Below are 17,991 nucleotides of genomic sequence, written 5' to 3'. Positions count from 1 at the left end.
GGGCGGGTTGTGTGGATTGGGTAGCTTGCGCTGATCGGGGGAGTTCGTGTTGGTCTGGTAGGCCATGTGGTTTGGGCAGTTCACGCTGGCCGGGAGTTCGTGCGGGCCTGGGCGGGTTGTGTGGATTGGGTAGCTTGCGCTGATCGGGGAATTCGTGTTGGTCTGGTAGGCCATGTGGCTTGGGCAGCTCGCGCCGGCCGGGAGACTGTGCGGGCCTGGGCAGGTCGTGGAGGTGGAGTAGCTCGCCGCAGGTCAGGGGAGCATGCGAGTCGGGCAGCTCACGAAACTTGCGCGAGTTGAACATCTGAGGCGAGTCGCGCTGCTCATGCAGGGCCGTGCAAGATCAGGCCAGACCGTTCGGGTCAGGCAACTCATGCAGTTCGCACGGGTCGAACACCTCATGCACCGCTTGCAGGTCGCGCAGCTCACGTGGGGCTATGTGGTCATGGAAATCGTGCGGGTCACCACGGCGGGGTTATGCGGGTTGTGCAGGTCGAGATGGGGCGTGCCAGTAAGACGCCTCGGACAGTTTCCGCAGATCGCCGAGATCCGTCGGGTCAAGCACGTCAGGTAGATCACTCCGGATCACGCACGCCGCACACGCCACGCGCCGGGAGGTCATGCAAGTCAGGCACCTAAGGACAGGCTTTCGCAGGTCGTGCAGGTCGTGCAGGTCGTGCAGATCGTGCAGATCGTCAGTTCAGGCTCCGAGCGGCAGCTTTCGCGCATCGCATAGACCCGTAGGGTCAGGCTCCTAGCGGCAGCTTTCAGGGGTCCCGCAGACTTGTCGATCAGGTGCCTCGGCCATCGGTATTTGCGCAGGTTGAGCAGGTTGTCGTCTGTGCGCGGATTTGGAAGGTCGCGTTGGTCAGGCAGTTCCCGCAGCTTGGGTTGACCGGTCATTCACGCTGGTCGCGTGGTCAGGCTGGTCGTGGTCGTGGTCGTGGTCGTGGTCGTGGTCGTGCAGGTTGTGCGTTGGGCAGGTCGTGCAGGTTGTGCGTTGGGCAGGTCGTGCAGGTTGTGCGTTGGGCAGGTCAGGTTGTGCGTTGGGCAGGTCGTGCAGGTTGTGCGTTGGGCAGGTCGTGCAGGTTGTGCGTCGGGCGGGTCGTGCAGGTTGGGCGGGTTGTGTGGTTGGGCGGGTTGGGTGGTCAGGCGGGTTGGGTGCGGCTGATTACGATGTCGCCGTAGTTGGTGCGTGCACTGACCTCGACGGTTTGTGTGGTTTGTTCGGGGGGGTCGCGCAGTTCGAGGGGGACGTGCACGTGGCCGTAGGAGGTGTCTAGGTTGAGCCAGGCGGCGATGCCGGACCGGATGCCTACGTCGATTTGGCCGTAGGCGCTTTCCAGCACGATGGAGCCGCGTTCTACCTGGCTGATTCGCGCGCTCCCTGACGAGGTCTTGGCCAGCAGGCCTGCGAGGGCGCGTTCGACCGTGATGTCGCCGTGGGCGGTGTTCAGCCTGGCCTCGCCGGTCACCTCGCCTACGGTGATGGCACCATTCGTGGTCCTGATCGCCGCGGTTCCGTCGATCCGGTGGACGCGGATCCTGCCATTGGCGGTGGTGAGGTCCGTGTGGCCCACGGACTTGATGACCGTGATGTCACCGCTGGAGGCCTGCGAGCGTAAATCGCCGGTCTGGTCGATGTTGATTTCCCCGTATGAGGTGGAGAACTTGCAGGCGCCGAGCCGGCCCCGCGTCTGGATGTCCGCGGTGGCGGTCGCATCGACCCGGGAATTCGTCGGCAGGTCCACCTTCACATCGACCGATCCGCCAGAACCGAACAACGAGATGGACTTGCTCTTGGGAGCCTTTACCACCAGTTCCCCGTTGGCGAACTCGACCCGGGCCCGCTCGGCGCACTCCACGTCGGCGTCGTCGTTCTCGTTGCTCGGCACCACGTAGACGACCGTGTCAGCCCGATCGCTGGCGTCGATCCGGATCTGCCCGGCGCCGATATCGATGACGACGGAGATGGGTTCTGGGGTGTCAAAGGTCTGCATTGCGAAACCCTCCGATACGCGTGGTGGCGCGTGAATGCTGGTGGCTACTGGACCCATCCGGTGAAGCGTTGGCCGCGGTTGGACGGGGTGGGGTGGCGCTCGGGTTCGAGGGCGGAGGTGACGGCACGAACTAGCCAGGCGTTGACGGATAGACCGGCGCGGCTGGCCGCATCCTCTATGCGTGGTTTGAGGTGTTCTGGAACTCGCAACGAGATGCGTGACGTGCCGCCCTCGTCGGCCTCCGGAGCAGGTGGCACAGGTGGCGCAGGTGTTGCTGGCGCCATCCTCGTGTCACCTTCGTGCAGGCCGGTTGGGGGTGGCGTCACCACGAAGGCCGGATCGCGCCCGCGTAGTCGCACCTCGACCGAGCCGGGCGCGAGGTCGCGGGTGATCTCGTCCGCGGCGAACGAGAGTGCCTCCAGCAGGGCCAGCGTGGCAGCCGACTCCAGCGCGGCGGCAAGACGCTCGCCAAGCACACGAGCATCCTCACCCCCGGCCGCGGCGGCGACCGCGAGTTCCCGACGAAGGCTCTCCACATACGGTGCAAGTTCCATGACGTCACTATGACACCTCTATGGCGTCACTTCAAGTCTCCAGTGGCGATAAACTGACGTCATGATGGTGCTCGGAGATGGTCGTGGGCGTGAGGTCGCTGACCGTGACGATAAGGGCCGGATACGGCCAGGTCGTGGGACCTTGGTCCCTACTCTCGTTCTCGAGCCTCGCCTAGGTTCGGAAACATGATTCGCGTGTTCCTTGTCGACGATCACGAGGTGGTCCGGCGCGGTGTGGCGGCGCTGCTCGACGCCCAGGACGACGTGGAGATCGTCGGCGAAGCGGGAACGGTCGAATCTGCGATTAGCCGAATCGCCACGATAAGTCCGGACGTAGTGGTGCTGGATGTGCGGCTACCGGACGGCAACGGCGTCGACGTCTGCCGTGAGGTGCGGTCCAGGGATCCCAGAGTGGCCTGCCTGATGCTGACCTCGTATGCGGATGACGACGCGCTGTTCGACGCGGTCATGGCCGGCGCTTCCGGATACGTGCTCAAGCAGATCCACGGTTCGGACCTGGTCGGTGCGGTGCGCACGGTGGCGGGCGGCAATTCGCTGCTGGACCCGCAGACCACGGCCGCGATGTTGCAGCGCCTGCGCGATCAGGCCTCGCGGCGGGACCCGTTGGCCGCGCTGTCGGAGCAGGAACGGCACATTCTCGAACTGATCGGTGAAGGATTGACCAACAAGCAGATCGGCCAGCGGCTCTTCCTGGCCGAGAAGACCGTGAAGAACTACGTGTCCAACCTGCTCGGCAAGCTCAGAATGGAGCGCCGCACCCAAGCCGCGGCCCTGGTGGCCCGGATCAAAGCGGAACGGCCCAAGTAATATGACATCTTCTCCACGCGACGTGGCTTCTCTCCGGTATCCCGAACCTTCCCCCGATACCGGCGAACTCCCCGAGACCCGCGAGGTGACCGGTGAGGTGGATTCGGCAGGGCTGCGGGTGCTTTCCCCCGACGAATGTCTGCACTTGCTCACCCGGGTGCCCATCGGCCGCATCGTCTTCACCGACCGGGCGCTCCCGGCCGTGCAGCCCGTCAACTACCTCCTGGTCGACTACGACATCGTCATCCGCACGGCCACCGGCTCCAAACTGGCCGCCGCCACCCGCAACGCCGTGGTCGCCTTCGAAGTCGACGAATTCGACCCCCTCACCCGCACCGGCTGGTCCGTCACCGCCGTCGGCCGATCCCGCGCCGTCACAGAATTCGACGAACTCCAACGCCTCACAGCTCTCCCCCTCACCTCCTGGGCACCAGGCGACCACAACCACTTCATCGTGATCCGCGCCCAGCAACTCACCGGCCGCCAAATCATCTAAACGATCCCCAGCCCAGCGAAGATTCGCTCGGCCGTTTGTTTTGCCCTATCTGAAGGGGACCGTCCAGGTGAGTATGGTGCCGCCGTTCTTGGGAGTGGTGGTGGTGAATGAGCCGCCCAGTTGGGTGGCGCGGTCGTGGAGGTTGCGGAGGCCGCTGCGGCGGCCTTTCGGGGGGATGCCGGTGCCGTTGTCTTCGACGGTCAGGCTTACCTGGTTGTTGGGGGTGGTTTCGATGATGACGTCCGCCCTGGTGGCTTTCGCATGCCGTACCACGTTGGAGAGGGCTTCTTGGAGGACGGCGAGGAGGTGGTCGGCGACGGGGACGGGGATGTCGTTGTCGAGGCGGCCGTTCATGCGGAGGCCGGGCATGAAGCCGAGGCGGTTGCGGGTGTTCTCGACCAGGGCGATGATCCGGGTCCTGAGGCTGGTTTCGTCGCGGGGGGCCTGGAAGGCAAAGATTGTCGAGCGGATCTGGCGGATCGTCTCGTCGAGTTCGTCGATGCCGTGCTGCAGGCGGGTGGCGGCTTCGGGATGATCGACCAGGCGGACGGTGCTCATCAGGGTCATCGCGACGGCGAACAGCCGCTGGATGACGACGTCGTGCAGGTCTTTGGCGATCCGGTCGCGGTCTTCCAGCAGGCCCAGGCGTTCGGCGTCCTGGCGGGCTTCGGCCAGTTCGAGGGCTAGCGCGGCCTGTCCGGCGAAGGCGTGCAGCATGCGCATCATCGACGAGGTGAACGGGAACCGTCCCTGGCGTTTGCCCAGCGCGAGGACTCCGCGCACCGACTTGCCGACTCCGAGGGGCACGGCGGCCGCGGGGCCGATCGGTGGTTGGCCACCGATCTGGAGGCCCGATTCGGCCAGGTCGTTGAGTATGTGCGGCTCCGCGCTCGTGTACGCGACGCCGGAGAGGGACTCGGACAGTGGCACTTCGAAGCCGACCAGCTCCTCGACGCCGTCGAGTTCGTCGATGCCGTCGGCGATCTTTATCCGCAGTTTGTCGTCACCGACCGGAAACAGGATGGTGGTGAGGTCGGCGCCGGACATTTCCCGAACCCGCCTGGCCACCTGCCGCAGCACGTCGTCGACGTCATCGCCCGACAGCAGGCTGGTGGTGACCTCGGTGGAGGCTTGCAGCCAGATCTCCCTGCGTCGGGTCTCCTCATACAGCCGGGCGTTCTCGATGGCGACGCCGGCGGCGGTGGCGAGGGCGATGACGACCTCCTGGTCCTCTTCGTCGAACTCGGCGCCGCCACGCTTCTCGGTCAGGTAAAGGTTGCCGAACACCTCATCCCGCACCCGCAGCGGCACGCCGAGAAAGGATCCCATCGGCGGATGCCCAGGCGGAAAGCCGTAGGACTCGGGATGATCGGAGATCCGGGCCAGCCGCAGCGGCTCCGGCTCCTTGATGAGCAGGCCGAGCAGGCCGAGGCCGTGCGGCCAGTGCTCGATGCGGGCGATCTCGTCCTCGCTCAGGCCGACCGGGATGAACTCCACCAGCGTGTTCTCTTCGCCGACCAGCCCCAACGCGCCGTAACTGGCGTCGACGAGAGTGGTGGCCGTCTCCACGATGCGGCGCAGCATCAGTTCCAGCTGGAGATCACTGCCCACCAGGACGACGGCCTCAAGCAGAGCATGCACCCGATCACGAGTGGACAGCACTGCGTCCAAGCGATTCTGGAGCTCAGCCAGCAGATCATCCAGGCGCATGCTGGGAAGTAGCGGATGCGACTCGCCCAGCGTCATACGAGCATTGTCCCACTTGGCCCTTTAGGTACGGCCACGGTCAGTCATTGTCCCGACCTTCTTTACGGCAACGGACCACCACGACCGGACAACTCGCCCGGTAAAGGACTCCGCCGCTCACCGAGCCCAGGGCCGCCGAGTTGGCGCTCTTGCCGTGTGCTCCGACGACGAGCAGGTCCGCGCCGACCGACGCTTCGACGAGGACGTCCACGGGATGTCCCCGCCGGACATCCGTCACTACGGTGATTTCCGGATATTTCGGTCGCCAGACATCAATCCGGCCAGCGGTGAAATCCCGCTTCAGCGCCCCCAGTTCCTCCAGGTCATAGCCGACCCAGGGCGCGCAGGCATGCTCCGGCTCCTGCCAGGCATGTACGGCACGCAGCATCTGCTGGCCCAGCCGGGCCTGCTCGAACGCGTACTCCAGCGCGGGCTCGCAACCCGCAGTTTCATCCACCCCAACCACAACACCAACCCTGTTCGTGTCAGGACGTTCCTTGGAATCCGCCGCTCTCCGGGCGGGAGCAAGCTTGATCACGATTTCTCCTATCTACCTCCCATTCCAGTACGTAAATGCCACCCCAACCCAGGGCCATTGGTCCCTTATGCGTGGGTCAGTTGGCCGTGCCTGCGGCTCCCGTACGCCAAGGGACAGGCAACGGCGGCCCACTTACGGGGGATAAGCGGGCCGCCTGGGATCACGGACACGGATGGTCCGGCCTGATCGCGACCACGATCGAGACGTTCGATCCGGGCGCGACACTCGTCCCCGGAGCCGGGGATTGCCTGATGACCTGCCCGATCTCGTTGCACTGGTCGTCGATGACCGTGCCTTCGGAACCGAGGTTGAGACCCGCCGACGAGATGGCCTGGACGGCGGAGTCCCGCAGGTCTCCGATGAGGTCGGGCACCTGGATGACCGCCGGCGGATCCGTGGGCGCCGGGGGAGCGCTGTGGATGTCGACGATGGTTGCCACCGTGGCCCTGCCGACCGAGATCAGCTCCACGTCCGCCAAGCCGGGGACGAGGGACGGGTGGGGAACGAATTCGGCGGGGTCGCCGGTGCCGAGAGCGCCGGCCTCGTTGCTTCCCCAGGTCCAGACGCTGCGGTTGTCGAGAAGCGCGGCGGTGGTGCCGCCCGCGCCCGCCTCGATCTGGGTGACGTGGGACAACGGGATCCGGACGGGCGTACGCCGTTCGGCGGTGGTCCCGTCCCCGAGCTGCCCGACCATGTTGGAACCCCAGGCCCACACGCTGCGTTCGGGATCCGCCACAGCGAATCCGGAACGTTCACCGGCCGAAATATAGGTAACCCCGGTCAAGCCGGGCACCCTTGTCGGGATATATCGCGGCACGTTCCCGCCGAGGCCGAGCTGGCCGTTCGCGTTGTTGCCCCACGTCCAGACCGTGCCGTCCGAGCGTCGCGCCATCGAGTGAACGCCGTGGGCGGAGGCGGCGATCTGGGTGACGCCACTGATGCCGGACAGTTTCACCGGGGTCGGGCGGTTGACGGTGGTGCCGTCGCCCAGTTCCGCGTACCCGTTGTGACCCCAGGCCCAGACCGTGCCGTCGGACGCCAGCGCCAGGCTGTACCGGTAACCGGCCGAGACCTGGATGATGCCCGTCAATCCGGCCACCCGCTGCGGGACCGGGCGCCTGGTTTGCGTGCCGTCGCCCAGCTGGCGGTACTCGTTGTCGCCCCAGGCCCAGACCGTGCCGTCGAGCCCGAGCGCGAGGATGTGCTTGGCGCCGACCGAGAGCTGGCTGATCTCGCTGAGGCCCGGCACCGGCTCGGGGGTGGTGGTGTAGTCGGATTCGTACCGGTCGTCGCCGAAGCGCCGGTTGCCCCAGACGAACACGACGCCGTCTTTGCGTAGTCCGGCGGTGAAGTCGCTCCCGGCGGCGATCTGCCGGAGATGGCCGGCGCGGTGCCCGTTCGAGGGAAGCCTGCCGACCACAACGGGAGTGGGGCGATTGTCGGTGGTGCCATCGCCGATCTGGCCGCGGTGGTTGAGGCCCCACGCGGTGAGGAAACCCTTGACCGGCACCGCCGCGACCGCGTTTCCGGCGCTCAGCGCGGCCGTCAGCATGATGGCGAAAACCGCCAGACCTAGGCGTTTCATAATGAACCGCCCCGGTTGGGGCGGCGCGTCACGTCGGTACGCCGCCCCGGCCGCGGTCGCCTGCCATCCCGGCGACCGCCGGGCCCGGTGCTGGGCCCCCGCCGCCCGGCTTGCCCATCGGCGGGCTCACGCCGCCGATCGGGGTCCTCTCCCAAGGAGCAGGTCATATCTGTCGATGTCATTACTTTCCTTCCGTCCACCTTTCCCTCAAGGCGTTCCGGCCAGTTCCGGATCCGGTGGAACGGAGCGGAACAGGCCGGAACACGCGTCCCTGGCCACCACGCTGAAGTGCACATTTCCCTGAGACCCCCGATGGAACATGAGGGATGCTCGGACCTCGGGCATGGCGTACGTCTTCGCCCCGCTGGAACCTCCGCGTACCGTGGAGCCACATGTTGACCTTGCCGACCGGGAGGTGGTCATGGCAGGCCCACTGCTTGAGACCAAACTCCACATCCCCAGGCGGCGACGCGGTCTGGTAGCCCGTCCCAGGCTGAGCGAGCGCCTGAACCGTGGGGCGGAGTCGGCGCTGACGCTCGTGTCGGCTCCGGCCGGGTTCGGCAAGACGACGCTGCTGACGGAATGGCTGGCAGCCGACTCAGCCGATGGGCGGTCCACGGCGTGGCTCTCGCTCGACCAGCGCGACAACGACCCCGCGCTGTTCTGGACCTACCTTGTCGCCGCGCTGAAGACGGCGGCGCCCGGGGTCGGCGCGGATGCGCTCTCGCTTCTGGAGTCGCCCCAGTCGCCGATCGACGCGGTCCTCGCCACTTTGCTCAACGATCTCCACGCCATCTCCGGCGATGTCGTGCTGGTGCTCGACGACTATCACGTCATCGATGCGCCCGCCGTACAGGACGGGATGGTCTTCCTGCTGGAGCACCTGCCCCCGCAGATACACCTGGTGATCGCCGGTCGAGCCGACCCGGTGTTGCCGCTGGCGCGGTTGCGAGGGCGGGGCGAGCTCGTCGAGATCCGCGCCGCCGATTTGCGCTTCACGCCCGACGAAGCAGGGGCGTACCTCAACGGGGTGATGGGGCTGGTGCTGACGGCACGGGATGTCGCGGCGCTGGAGGGGCGCACCGAAGGGTGGATCGCCGCGCTCCAGCTGGCGGCGCTCTCGATGCAGGGGCGAGACGACACCGCCGCGTTCATCGACAGCTTTGCCGGGGATGACCGGTACATCGTCGACTACCTGGCCGAGGAGGTCCTGCACCGCCAGCCCGAGCATGTCCGGCATTTCCTGCTGCGGACCTCCATCCTGGACCGGCTGAGCGGCCCGCTCTGCGATGCCGTCACCGGCCAGGACGGCGGCAAGGCCAAGCTGGCGGCGTTCGACCGGGGGAACCTGTTCCTGGTCCCGCTAGATGACCGCCGCCGGTGGTATCGCTATCACCAGCTCTTCGCGGACGTTCTGCAGGCGCACCTGCTGGACGAGCAGCCCGACGAGGTTCCTGACCTGCACCGGCGGGCGAGCGTGTGGTACGAGCAGAACGGCGAACCGTCCGAGGCGATCCGCCATGCGCTCGCCGCCAAGGATTTCGGGCGAGCGGCGGACCTGGTCGAGCTGGCGATTCCGGCCATGCGCAGGAACAGGCAGGAGGCCGCGGCGTACAGCTGGCTCAAGATGCTTCCCGACGAGCTGGTCCGCGTGAGGCCCGTGCTCAGCGCTGCGTTCGCCTGGGCATTGCTCAGTGCCGGCGAGCTTGAGGGCGTCGAGGGTCTGCTGCGGGATGCCGAGCGGTGGCTGGACCCAACGCCCCAAGCCCCGGCTGCGAAAATGGTCGTCGTTGACGACGAGGAATTTCGCCGCCTCCCGGGGACGATCGAGCTGTATCGCGCCGCACACGCCCTGGCTCGGGGCGATCGGCTCGCCACCGTGCGGCACGCCCGGCGGGCGCTCGATCTTGCGCCTGAGGAGGACAACCTCTGGCGTGCCGCGGCAGCGGGGGTCCTGGGGCTCGCGTCCTGGGCGAGCGGCGACCTCGAGCCAGCGCACCGGGCATATGCCGAATGCATGGCGGGGCTGCGACGGGCCGGGCACGTCTCCGACACCCTCGGATGCGCGATCGCGCTGGCAGATATACGGCTTGCGCAAGGTCGTCTCGGCGAGGCGATGCGCACCTACGAGCACGCATTGCAGCTCGCACCTGACCAAGGCGGGTCGGTTCTGCGGGGAACAGCGGACATGTACGTAGGTATGAGCGAGATCCACCGCGAACGCGACGACCTGCACGCCGCCACTCAGCACTTGCTGCGAAGCCAGGAGTTGGGCGAGCGCACCGGGTTGCCGCAGAACCGGTATCGCTGGCGGGTCGCGATGGCTCGGATACGGCAGGCTGAAGGAGATCTGGGCGGCGCATTCGACCTGCTCAACGAGGCGGAACGCCGGTACATGAGTGACCTCTTCCCCAACGTGCGACCGATCTCGGCGATGAGGGCACGGCTGTACGTCGCGCAAGGGGAGTTGGGTGAAGCGCTCGGATGGGCACGTGAGCAGGGTCTATCCGTTGAGGACGACCTCAGCTACCTGCGCGAGTTCGAGCACATCACGCTAGCCAGGGTGCTCTTGGCCCAATACACGACAGAGCGCTCCATCCATGAGGCGACCCAACTCCTGGAGCGACTCCTCCAAGCGGCGGAAGAGGGAGAGCGGACGGGAAGCGTCATCGAGATCCTCGTGCTGCAGGCGCTTGCCCACCAGACGCGAGGGGGCATCCCCGCCGCGCTCACATCACTGCGACGCGCGCTGACATTGTCCGAGCCGGAAGGCTACGTCCGCGTCTTCGCGGATGAAGGCCCACCCATGGCCTCCCTGCTGAAGGCGGTCGCGAAACAGGGCATCGCCCCGAACTACGTCCGCCGACTCCTGGCAGCCACCAGCAAGACCGACGACAGTACGCCCCGCAACCAGGGCTTGATCGAGCCACTGAGCGAACGCGAACTGGACGTGCTCCGGCTGCTCGGAACCGACCTGGACGGCCCGGACATCGCCCGCGAACTCATCGTGTCCCTGAACACCATGCGGACTCACACCAGAAACATCTACGCCAAACTCGGCGTGAACAACCGCCGAGCAGCGGTCCGCCGAGCCGAGGAACTCGACCTGCTATCGCGAACCCGCGACCGCTAACCCCGGCAGCAGGCGAATCGAGATACCGAAGTCGCGACGCGGGTCCGGTTACTCAGCGGTGAGTTCTATGAGCTGCTCGGCGGCGGTGGTGTTGCCCCCGTTGGCAAGGCGTCGCAGTTCATCCATGTTGCCCTGTTCAGTGGCGAGTTCGATCAGCTGGTCGGCGGCGGTGGTGTTGCCCCGGTCGGCTAGGCGTCGGAGTTCATCGATGTTGCCCTGTTCGGCGGCGAGTTCGATCAGCTGGTCGGTTGCGGTGCTGTTGCCGCGGCTGGCTAGGCGTCGGAGTTCGTCGATGTTGCCTTGTTCGGTCGCGAGTTCGATGAGTTGGTCGGTTGCGGTGCTGTTGCCGCGGTCGGCTAGGCGTCGGAGTTCGTCGATGTTGCCCTGTTCGGCGGCGAGTTCGATCAGCTCGTCAAGCGCCCCCTCTTCACCGTGCTTGGCCCGTTCTCGCAGCTCGGATAGATCAGATTCATTCATGACGCGTGACCTTTCTACTGGCTTTGGTGGTGGGCCGTTCGGCCCAGGGCCTGACGTGGTCGCGCGCGGTGTCAATTCGCTGCCTGTTTTCAGCGTGGCAGCTTGCCCGATGCCTGAAGCTCATCGCGATGCGCATGCCATTCATCCCGGAGCGCGGGCAGCCTTTCGCTCAGGAAGTCGGCCAGCGCGACCATTTCCGCAAGTGGAGCGCGACGGTCCGGCGGGGCATCAGCCAGCAACGCCAATCCCTCGCGAAACAGCGCCGCATGCTCCTTATGGATGGCGGAGTCGAAGTTCTGCGGTTGCTGACTCACTGGATCCAGACTCACCCGGTCCACCCGCTCACCGGCGCCACGGGTTCGCCGCGCCATCCGATAGCTCTCCAGCAGCTTGACCGCGCCGGTGATGGCGCTTCGGCTTGCCAGCAACGCCTCACCCAGCTCGTCGATCGTCTGCTGTGGTGGATCGCAGACGAACAGATAGCCGAGCAGGCGGCCGGCCATCGGCGGGAACCCGTACTGACGCGCGTAGAAGCGGCCGACGTGGTCGGCGAAGATCAGCTGCCCATCATGCGACACCTATCGAAGGTAGCATTTTTGACTGTAATAACACAAATTTGTGTTATCTGAGCCGCCCGCCCCGAGTGCCCGCGACGGTAGAGTCCGTCACTATCATGACCGACGTCTAGTCCACACAACAGAGATCAAGATCTGCCGGACAGGCGCTAGCCGCGGTGTCGTCTCGCGAGGTCGGCCAGCAATGCGACCGTGCGGTCGTGGTCCTCGGGCGGCCCGACAGGGAAGACGAACAGTTCGGTTGCCCCGGCGTCGGCGAAGCGGGCCACCGTCTTCTCGACGACGGCCTCGTCGCCGGCGACCAGGGTGTCCGCCGGGCCGGTGGAGCCCTGCCGGTCGAGCAGGGCGCGGAAGGTGGGCAGGGTTGCGGCCTGGCGGAAGTCCGTGTTGACGCGCTCGCGCGCGCCGGCCACGTCGGAGGTCACCGACGTGAGCAGCCCGACGGCGATGCGCGGCGCCGCTCGCCCCGCCGCTGCGGTGATGACGGTCGGGACCACGACCTCGCCGAGGAAACGGGGCGTCGGCCACATCGTGAGCGCGCCGTCGGCCCGTTCGCCCGCGAGGGCCAGCATGCGCGGCCCGTTCGCGGCGAGCAGCAGGGGCGGCGGGGTCACCCCGGGGGCGGCGACGCCGCCGACCGCGGTCACCGCCGCGCCGCGGACCTCCACCTGCTCGCCCCGCAGGACCGGGCCGAGCACGTCGAGCATCTCGCGGGCGTGCTGGACGGGTGGCCGCCAGGTCAGCCCGTATCGGCCTTCGACGACCGGTGCGTGGCTGGGCCCGATGCCGAGTGTCAGCCGCCCGCCGGTGGCGGCGTGCGTGGTCAGCGCCTGGGCGGCGAGGGCGAGGGGATGCCGCGGGTAGGTCCCTACGACGGATGTGGCCACTTCGATGCCTGGTGCCCGGTCGCCCAGTGCGGAGAACACCGTCAGCGGATCCCATCCGCCGTGCTCGCCGAGCCAGAAGCGGGAAAAGCCGCTCGCCGCCGCGTGTTCGATTTTGGCCAGGAGTTCCGGGATCGGCCCGGCGCCGTAGTCGGACAGTCCGATTTCCATGCGGTCAGTTCACCGTGCCCTCTCGGCCGAACGATGGTCAACAGTCTCTTCGGCGATGAAGCAGCCGATTCCGGCGTTGCCGCCGGTGAGGGCGAATGTCCGGCCGGACAGGTCCGGCAGGGCGTGGGGACTCCAGATCACGAGACCTCCAGCGATATGGTAGTGACGCTACCGTTTCACTGTAGCCGGAAAAATGGGTGTGTTGCTACCGTTTCTCGTGGGAGGCAGGTCACTGATGCGTACGCCGCGTAAGGATCAGGTCCGTAACCGTCAGCGCCTGGTGACCGCCGCCCGTGAGGCGTTCGGCGAGCAGGGCCCCGGCATCTCCCTCGACGAGGTCGCGCGGCGTGCGGGGGTCGGGCCGACGACGCTGTACCGGCACTTCCCTGGCAAGGAGGAGCTGATCGAGGCGGTGCTCGACGACCTGGCCGGTGCCGTACGCGAGAACGCCGACCGGGCCGCGCGGATCGAGGATCCCCTGCAGGCGTTCCGGGCGGTGTTCACCCAGAGCTGCGACATGACCGAGCGGGACATCGCCACGTTCGCCCAGCTGGCCAACGTCGGCGGGCGTGCCGGGGAACACGCCCAGCGCCTGATCGAGAGCGTCGTCGGGCCGGCCGCGTCGCGGCTGCGGGAGGCCGGTGGCTTGCGTCCCGGCATCACCGTCCAGGACATCGCCGTGTTCATCCGCATGACCCTGACCACGGGCAGCCCCGAAAGCCAGGCGAAGGCGATCGAGACCCTGCTCGACGGCCTCGCCCCGGACCGGCACCCCGGCTGTGGACCATCTCGGCGGAGCTGATCGGCGTCCCGTTTCCGGTGTGACGTGCTGGCGGTCCTATGGGATCGGATCACCAGGTTAATCACCACATGTGGTGATGCTTCCTCATCACATCTCCTTCTACCTTGCAGTTCAGGTACGCAACAGCAGAAGGAGCGCGATGAGCGAAATATCGAGCGGCCATCAGTACGACCCCGGACGGTACGAAATCCGCCTCAAGGGGCACCTCGATTCGCGATGGGCCGCCTGGTTTGACGGGCTGAGTCTCACCAACGAGAGCGACGGCACCACCGTCATCCATGGGCCGGTAGTCGACCAGGCCGCGTTGTATGGCTTGCTGCGGAAACTGCGCGACGTGGGCCTGCCGCTGATCTCGGTCACTCAGGTCGAATCCGACCAGCCCGATGTGCCCACCACCGAATCTCGATAACTCATAAAAGGAGATCGTCATGGCGATCATCGACCAAACCACAGCAGGGAAAGGAGTCCCGATGGACTCAGTGCGGAAGACCGCGTTCGTCGCGGGAGTGCTCTACTTGATTACCATTGTCGCCGCGATCCCTCCCGCATTCATGCTCTACAGCCCTGTGCTGGACAATCCGGACTACATCGTTGGTCCCGGCCCTGACTCTGGCGTGATCTTCGGTGGCTTCCTTGAGGTGATCGTGGCCCTTGCCTGTATCGGCACTGCGGTCGTGCTGTTTCCCGTGGTCAAACGGCAGAACGAAGCCGCCGCGTTGGGCTTTGTCGCCGCTCGTGTCCTTGAAGCCGCCATCATCTTTTTCGGCATCATCAGCCTCTTCGCAGTCGTGACCCTGCGGCAGGCCGGAGCTACCGGAGCAGATGCGGCCTCACTCATCACCACCGGCAACTCGCTCGTCGCGCTCCACAACTGGACGCTTCTTCTCGGACCCGGCATCATGCCGGCGGTGAATGCATTGTGTCTGGGCTACGTGTTGTACCGGTCCCGGCTCGTGCCACGCATCATTCCCCTGATGGGGCTCATCGGAGCCCCGCTACTCTTCCTCTCCGCAACCGCGACCATGTTCGGCATCTACTCCCAAATCTCTGTGTGGTCGGGCATCGCGACCATCCCGATATTCCTTTGGGAGGCGTCGCTTGGCGTCTGGCTGGTCGTCAAAGGCTTTAAGCCCTCTCCCATCACGGCGGGAATGGTCGCCGCCGGCTCCCCGCCCGCCAATCGTGACCTCGCTGTCTAACCGCTGAAAATACGGCCGGGTCCACCACGGACCCGGCCGTTGTGCGCGCAGGCTGATAGCCCCTGGTTAAGCGCCAGGGGCTATAGGGCCTCGTTAGAATTCGCGTCAAACAGGGCGGATCGTCAGTCGCGGACGTTGACGTTGTCGCAGCCGTAGAACGTGAGCCCGGCGGCCCGGCCGACCACGCAGGCCGTCGTGTCGCCGACTGACAGGACGTCGTAGCGGTAGTGGGTGACCGCGTCCTTGTCGGCGTCCACGGTCCGCTCGTCGGGTTCGACCGACTTCTCGACGTGGATCTTCCCGTGCGCCTCGGGCGCCCCGGTCGACGCCAGAAGCTTAGCAGGCGGCCCGAATCGCAGGGTCGACGCGTCGATGCGGATGGCGTCGAACGCGACCGGGTTGCCGTACTCGCCGGCCGTGGTCGTCAGGACGGCGACCGGCACGACGCCGTTGCCGTTCAGGTTGACCTTGTTCTCGGCGCTGCCGGGCTTGATGTTGATCGTCACCGGGATCGCGCAGTCGACGGTCAGCCGCGTGGTCCTGGTGTCGTCGCTCGGGTCGGGGTCGATGACCGTCGCGCGCTTCGGCTTGATCGACGTGGTGAAGTCGATCGTCTTGGCGCCCGCCTGGTCGCAGGTCACGGTGTACTCGCGGGTCAGGGTCTGGGTGGCCCCAGCCGCGAGGCTGGTCTCGACGGTGGTCCCGGCGGAGGCGGTGAGGCCTTCGCCGACGGCCAGGTCTTGCCGGACCACGGCGGTGACCGGCCCGTCGGGGCCCGTGTTGGCGACGGCAAAGGTGACCGTCACCGTCACCGGCTTGCCCATGACGGCGAACAGCGGCGCGACGGGGGTCACCGAGGTGACTGCGAGGTCGGCTTCCAGGCAGTCGGGGTCGGCGGGGTTGGCCAGGCAGAATTCCCTCAGCGGCGGCTTGAGGTCGATGGTCAGGACGTCCTGGCCGAGCGCGACATCGGTGATCGTCATGGTCGAGAGCGCCGGCGAGAACGGCACGATGAAGCTGCCCGAGCCGCTGGCCCGCAGGCCGACGTGGTCACTTCCCTCCTGGTACGTCCAGAGCGGGCTCCAGGTGTTGATCCGGTCGATGACCTGGCCGTCCACGTCGGTCAGGCCGAGCTTGAGTATGGGCGGGTCGCCGATGTGGGTGTGGGCGCGCGATTTGGAGACCTTGACCCGCTCCACGGTCGCGGAGGTCCGGGAGGTGAACTTCACCCGGGCGACCACGGACTTGGTTGGGTCGTCGAAGTCGAGCTGCGGGATCGGGATGGTGGAGGGGTCGTTCGGCTCGCCCTCCGCGCGCAGGGGCACCAGGAAGATCAGTGCGGCCGCGGCGGCGATGACCCAGCGGGTTCGTGTCAGCATTTCGCGGCCTCGCAACCTTCGAAGACGTACGTGAAGCGGCGGATGTCGGCCTCGCGGGCTCGGCCGTTGTCGAACATCAGGTCGTCGGGCATGGGTTCGGATGTCCACCAGTCCTGGTCGCCGTACCAGTGCTCCTTGTCCCAGCTGCGGCAGGCGGCGGGGGTGCGCTGGAGCAGCGGGGCGTCGTCCTCGCAGTCGGCGAAGTCCTCGTAGACGTTGGGGTAGACCTCCTGCGCGAACGCCCCGCCCTCGGGGTACTCGTCGGAGAGGCCGAAGGGCTGGTGGGCCGTCTCGTGGGCGGCGATCCGCTGCTTGCCCGGGTCGACGAGCACGGAGAAGATCCGGTCGGAGCGCTGCGCGCAGTCCTGCTGGCCGCCGCGGTGGTGCAGGATCGCGGCCGCCTCGGCCCAGCCGTAGGCGTCGTCCCACAGGACCGGGAGCCCGTGGTCGCAGTCCTTGTCGCCGCTGGCGTCGCTCGCGTAGCCGGTGTTGTCGGGCAGCAGCCAGAAGTTGAACATGTCCTGCCGGGTCAGGTACTCCTTCAGGCCCCAGTACGACCGCTCGATGGTGGCCGCCACGTCGGCGATGAACCGGGGGTCGGCCGGGCTGTCGTACTCGTCCTTGTCGGCGACGAAGACGATGTCGATGCGGCTGGACCGGGGGCCGGTGTAGCTGATCGGCACCGCGGGCTTGGGGAAGGTGAAGTTCGGGAACGGGTCGCCCACGGCCACCGTGTGCCAGGACGAGAAGAGGTTCACGCCGTTCTTGGCCAGGCGGCAGCCGTACGCGAAGGGGGCCATGTCGGCTCTTGGGGTGAAAGTCTCCGTGAGGGAGCCGACGCTGCGTCTCGACTGGAGCGGGTCCCCGGCCAGGCTGGCGGCGCTGGCCTGGAGGTTGACCCAAATTTCCAGGTCGTCGGCGATGATCGTCGGCTGGAGCTCGCCGTCGAGGGCGGTGGCGACGATCGTGACGGGTTCGCCCGGCTTCGGCCAGACGGGCGTGTGGGTGCAGCGGATGTTCAGGCCGGGCGCGCTCGCCGGTTCCCTGGCGTCGAGTTCGAAGGTCAGCCTGACCCGCTCGTCGGCGGTGCCCGCCTGGACGATCGGCGTGCGGCAACCCCCGAGGTAGGGCTGGTCGGTCTGCCTGGGGTCGTGGACGGAACAGCCGGCGAGGTCGATGTACCCGTCGAAGAACCGGTCGGCGGTGGGGGAGGAGTCGTAGTGCTCGCCGCCGAAGCAGAGGCCGCCGTCCTCGTCGTGGACCTCGATCTTGATCGGGATGTGGCCGGGGGTGGTGAGCGTCGCCACGTCGATGGGCTTGGAGAACTCCCAGTCGGGCGCGATGTCGGGGTTTCCCTCAAGGTCGTCCTGCGACTCGCTGTCCTCGTTGTCGTGGTAGATGCCGTTGATCCAGACACGGTTGTAGAAGTCGGGGTCGCCGCAGTCGCCGCCCGCCAGGAGGGTGATGCGTTTGATCGTGACGGTCACGGTCACGATCGGGTCCGCGGCGGCGGGGGACTGGAGCAGCGTGAGCAGCCCCGCGCCCAGTACCGCGACCAGGAACACTCGTAAAAGGGTGTGCATGTGACGAACGGTAGGCATGTGTGCACGGAGTGCGTGTGAGC

The 17,991-nt window shown here is 66.8% G+C and carries 17 protein-coding genes; 6 read left to right on the top strand and 11 right to left on the bottom strand.

Annotated elements, in window-relative coordinates; all coding sequences use genetic code 11:
• Window positions 1–1,148 precede the first annotated feature (1,148 nt).
• Together Amac_RS13535 and Amac_RS13530 are read right to left on the bottom strand one after the other, a co-directional pair.
• On the bottom strand, window positions 1,149–2,000 hold the full coding sequence (locus Amac_RS13535; RefSeq protein ID WP_155354699.1) for a DUF4097 family beta strand repeat-containing protein: 852 nt from the start codon (window positions 1,998–2,000) through the stop codon (window positions 1,149–1,151).
• Window positions 2,001–2,044: 44 nt separating this feature from the next.
• Window positions 2,045–2,554 carry a hypothetical protein gene (locus tag Amac_RS13530; RefSeq protein WP_155354698.1) on the bottom strand — a complete coding sequence of 170 codons (510 nt, stop codon included), beginning with the start codon at window positions 2,552–2,554 and terminating at the stop codon, window positions 2,045–2,047.
• A gap of 186 nt (window positions 2,555–2,740) precedes the next feature.
• Between Amac_RS13530 and Amac_RS13525 the strand changes: the two genes are divergently transcribed.
• Together Amac_RS13525 and Amac_RS13520 are read left to right on the top strand one after the other, a co-directional pair.
• Window positions 2,741–3,382, top strand: coding sequence for a response regulator (locus Amac_RS13525; protein WP_155354697.1), 642 nt, complete (start codon window positions 2,741–2,743; stop codon window positions 3,380–3,382).
• 22 nt (window positions 3,383–3,404) lie between these two features.
• A complete protein-coding gene (locus Amac_RS13520; RefSeq protein WP_307729724.1) occupies window positions 3,405–3,878 on the top strand; it encodes a pyridoxamine 5'-phosphate oxidase family protein in 474 nt (157 codons plus the stop codon).
• Between the two features lie 45 nt (window positions 3,879–3,923).
• Here the strand turns inward: Amac_RS13520 and Amac_RS13515 are convergent, their stop codons facing one another.
• From Amac_RS13515 to Amac_RS13505, 3 genes are all read right to left on the bottom strand, one after another.
• Complete coding sequence (locus Amac_RS13515; protein ID WP_155354695.1) at window positions 3,924–5,624, bottom strand: sensor histidine kinase; 1,701 nt, start codon at window positions 5,622–5,624, stop codon at window positions 3,924–3,926.
• 40 nt (window positions 5,625–5,664) lie between these two features.
• On the bottom strand, window positions 5,665–6,081 hold the full coding sequence (locus tag Amac_RS13510; RefSeq protein ID WP_170322471.1) for a universal stress protein: 417 nt from the start codon (window positions 6,079–6,081) through the stop codon (window positions 5,665–5,667).
• 241 nt (window positions 6,082–6,322) lie between these two features.
• A complete protein-coding gene (locus Amac_RS13505; protein ID WP_155354693.1) occupies window positions 6,323–7,747 on the bottom strand; it encodes an RCC1 domain-containing protein in 1,425 nt (474 codons plus the stop codon).
• A gap of 421 nt (window positions 7,748–8,168) precedes the next feature.
• On the opposite strand from Amac_RS13505, the gene Amac_RS13500 reads away from it, so the two are divergent.
• Entirely contained in the window at window positions 8,169–10,880 is a 2,712-nt protein-coding gene (locus Amac_RS13500) for a winged helix-turn-helix domain-containing protein (RefSeq protein WP_155354692.1), read from the top strand.
• A gap of 48 nt (window positions 10,881–10,928) precedes the next feature.
• Here Amac_RS13500 and Amac_RS54855 read toward each other — a convergent pair whose 3' ends face one another.
• The 4 genes from Amac_RS54855 to Amac_RS57300 all read right to left on the bottom strand — a co-directional run bounded on the left by Amac_RS54855 (window position 10,929) and on the right by Amac_RS57300 (window position 13,128).
• Complete coding sequence (locus Amac_RS54855) at window positions 10,929–11,357, bottom strand: hypothetical protein (RefSeq protein ID WP_218041055.1); 429 nt, start codon at window positions 11,355–11,357, stop codon at window positions 10,929–10,931.
• Window positions 11,358–11,446: 89 nt separating this feature from the next.
• On the bottom strand, window positions 11,447–11,935 hold the full coding sequence (locus Amac_RS13490) for a GbsR/MarR family transcriptional regulator (RefSeq protein WP_155354691.1): 489 nt from the start codon (window positions 11,933–11,935) through the stop codon (window positions 11,447–11,449).
• 146 nt (window positions 11,936–12,081) lie between these two features.
• Window positions 12,082–12,987 carry a TIGR03564 family F420-dependent LLM class oxidoreductase gene (locus tag Amac_RS13485; RefSeq protein ID WP_155354690.1) on the bottom strand — a complete coding sequence of 302 codons (906 nt, stop codon included), beginning with the start codon at window positions 12,985–12,987 and terminating at the stop codon, window positions 12,082–12,084.
• Between the two features lie 9 nt (window positions 12,988–12,996).
• Complete coding sequence (locus Amac_RS57300; protein WP_281356281.1) at window positions 12,997–13,128, bottom strand: hypothetical protein; 132 nt, start codon at window positions 13,126–13,128, stop codon at window positions 12,997–12,999.
• Window positions 13,129–13,222: 94 nt separating this feature from the next.
• Here Amac_RS57300 and Amac_RS13480 point away from each other — a divergent pair, with 94 nt between their 5' ends.
• The 3 genes from Amac_RS13480 (at window position 13,223) to Amac_RS13470 (ending at window position 14,988) form a co-directional block, all read left to right on the top strand.
• Window positions 13,223–13,789, top strand: coding sequence for a TetR/AcrR family transcriptional regulator (locus Amac_RS13480; RefSeq protein WP_218041054.1), 567 nt, complete (start codon window positions 13,223–13,225; stop codon window positions 13,787–13,789).
• Between the two features lie 139 nt (window positions 13,790–13,928).
• On the top strand, window positions 13,929–14,198 hold the full coding sequence (locus Amac_RS13475; protein WP_155354689.1) for a DUF8691 family protein: 270 nt from the start codon (window positions 13,929–13,931) through the stop codon (window positions 14,196–14,198).
• 19 nt (window positions 14,199–14,217) lie between these two features.
• Entirely contained in the window at window positions 14,218–14,988 is a 771-nt protein-coding gene (locus Amac_RS13470) for a DUF4386 domain-containing protein (RefSeq protein WP_218041053.1), read from the top strand.
• Window positions 14,989–15,110: 122 nt separating this feature from the next.
• Here the strand turns inward: Amac_RS13470 and Amac_RS13465 are convergent, their stop codons facing one another.
• Together Amac_RS13465 and Amac_RS13460 are read right to left on the bottom strand one after the other, a co-directional pair.
• Window positions 15,111–16,367 carry a hypothetical protein gene (locus Amac_RS13465; RefSeq protein ID WP_155354688.1) on the bottom strand — a complete coding sequence of 419 codons (1,257 nt, stop codon included), beginning with the start codon at window positions 16,365–16,367 and terminating at the stop codon, window positions 15,111–15,113.
• Window positions 16,361–17,950 carry a hypothetical protein gene (locus tag Amac_RS13460; RefSeq protein WP_155354687.1) on the bottom strand — a complete coding sequence of 530 codons (1,590 nt, stop codon included), beginning with the start codon at window positions 17,948–17,950 and terminating at the stop codon, window positions 16,361–16,363. Before Amac_RS13460 ends, Amac_RS13465 begins: the two co-directional genes overlap by 7 nt.
• Window positions 17,951–17,991: the final 41 nt, after the last annotated feature.

Origin of the sequence: Acrocarpospora macrocephala, assembly GCF_009687865.1 — a bacterium.
Lineage (GTDB): Bacteria > Actinomycetota > Actinomycetes > Streptosporangiales > Streptosporangiaceae > Acrocarpospora > Acrocarpospora macrocephala.
Note: the sequence above shows the minus strand (reverse complement) of the source record. Positions and strands in the feature narration are given on the sequence as shown.